Source organism: Pseudomonas sp. 05T35 (assembly GCF_056396605.1).
Genome location: NZ_JBFTLU010001011.1, coordinates 1 through 366 on the forward strand (window position 1 = coordinate 1; position 366 = coordinate 366).

At 47.8% G+C, this 366-nt stretch carries 1 pseudogene; it reads right to left on the minus strand.

The window, feature by feature from the left end:
* A pseudogene (locus AC1DH9_RS31155) lies at positions 1-337 on the minus strand (DUF2326 domain-containing protein); the annotation flags it as partial.
* Between the last annotated feature and the right edge of the window lie 29 nt (positions 338-366).

Consider the following 366-nt stretch of genomic DNA (forward strand, 5'->3'; position numbering starts at 1 on the left):
CCGTGCGTTCAAAGAGATCGAGCAACCTGGCCACGCCCGCGCTGAGTCTTTCTTTTGAAGCTCCTGCTAATGGATGATCTGGATCAGCTTCTCCCTTGTTCCATATCCGAGCAAATGGGCCAACGATGGATCGGAAGGAACTCTCTAGCTCAGACAGATCATATAGGCTTTTGAGCTTCTCTCTATACGCTTCAAGTGATATTTCGTCTTCTTTGACATGATTAGAGTTGCAGATTTCAACAACGTCTGGCTGCTCAGTAGATCTAGTGACGAATAGGGGGACACCACCGAAGTCAAATGTGATTTCGTATGAATGGCTCCCAAGCACCTTAATCACTCCGGCGTCGTCTACCAATAGGCTACTAC